Genomic DNA, 1,480 nt, shown 5'->3' with positions numbered 1-1,480 from the left:
TCGCGCCCGATGCCAGCCACACTCTGGACCTCGCCTCGCACTCGGCCGGACTACGAAACACGGCCTAGTCGAGGCAGAACTCGTTGCCCTCGGGGTCGGCCATCACGATGTGGCCGGCGTCCGCCGGCGGCTCGGGGTCCTGGCGCCGGAGCCTGGTTCCGCCGTGTGCGACCAGGCGGTCGGCCTCCCGCTCCAGCGCCGCCATCCGCTCGTCACCCTCAAGGCCCGGCGCGGACCGCACGTCGAGATGCACCCGGTTCTTGACCGTCTTGCCCTCCGGCACCTGCTGGAAGAAGATCCGCGGGCCGCCGCCTTTGGGGTCGACCACCGCCGACCGGCTGTTGCGCAACTCGGGCGGGATGTTCCACGCGTCGAGGGCCTCGTCCCACGACTCGTAGGGCGGTGGCGGGCCCTGCACCTCGTACCCGAGGACCTCGGCCCAGAAGCCCGCCAGCAGCGCCGGGTCGGCGCAGTCGAACGTGATCTGCACTTCTTTCGTCATCCGCCGCACGTTAGGACACGACGGAGCGGGTGCGCCAGGCGGTGGCGAAGCTGGTGCGGCCGTTCGTCCGCAGCAGCGAGCCCTCGTAGATCCGGGCGCCCACCGCCAGCAGGACCACCGCGGTCGCGGCGAGGACCAGCAGGGATGCGAACGGCTCCCAGATCGCGGCGTCGCCGTTGAACCAGCGGACCGGCATCGCGGCCGGCGCGGTCAGCGGGAAGTACGACATCACCGCCACCGCCGCCGGCTTGTCCGACAGGAAGATGGTCAGGAAGAACGGGATCATGATGGCCATCTGCAGCGGCGCCGAGACGCCGGCCAGGTCCTCCTGACGGGCGGCCAGCGCGCCTACACCGGCCCAGAGCGCGGCCAGCATGAGGAAGCCGACGACGAAGAACGGGATGAACCAGCCGATCGCCGGGCCGATCACGCCGAAGATGGCCGGCTCCACGTCCGCGATGCGCATGCCCGCGATCGCCACCAGCCCGATCAGGGCGATCTGGCCGAACGCGAGAAGCGTCATCGCGGCCACCTTGCCGGCCAGCAGGGCCCGGGGCGGCACAGCGGCGACGAGGATCTCGACCACCCGGGTCTGCTTCTCCTCGGTGACGCTCTGGGCGATCTGCAGGCCGAAGGTGAACGAGGTCAGGAAGAAGACGAAGGCCAGCGCGAAGGGCACCACGAACTGGACGAACGGGTCGGTGTCCGAGGGCTCGAGGAGTTGGACCCGCGGCGCCGAGCTGAGCGCGTCGACCACGTCTCTGGGCTCTTCGTCGAGCGCAATCACCCGCGGGCCGGCCAGCACCGCGGCGTCGGCGTCCCCCTCGCGGACCGCCTGCTCCGCGGCGGCGTCGTCAGCGGCGGGGCGCACGGCGAGACCGGCCTGTTGCAGCGCCGACGTGGACTGCGCCGCGGACGGCGGGGCCGCGACGGGGGGCGGTGCGCCGGCCAGCCCGGCCGGGAGCACCGGGGTGGCGG

Annotated in this window: 2 protein-coding genes; both read right to left on the bottom strand. The window is 72.3% G+C overall.

All coding sequences use genetic code 11. The features are described from left to right. Positions 1-64: 64 nt before the first annotated feature. Positions 65-502, bottom strand: a complete 438-nt coding sequence (locus AB0M20_RS43120) for a VOC family protein (RefSeq protein ID WP_364307247.1) — start codon at positions 500-502, stop codon at positions 65-67. A gap of 10 nt (positions 503-512) precedes the next feature. Then, positions 513-1,480: ABC transporter permease (locus AB0M20_RS43115; RefSeq protein ID WP_364307245.1), on the bottom strand; the 968-nt coding region annotated here is incomplete at its 5' end.

The sequence above is a fragment of the Actinoplanes sp. NPDC051633 genome (genome assembly GCF_040681735.1).
Taxonomy (GTDB): domain Bacteria; phylum Actinomycetota; class Actinomycetes; order Mycobacteriales; family Micromonosporaceae; genus Actinoplanes.
This window is presented reverse-complemented; position numbering and strand designations above follow the sequence as displayed.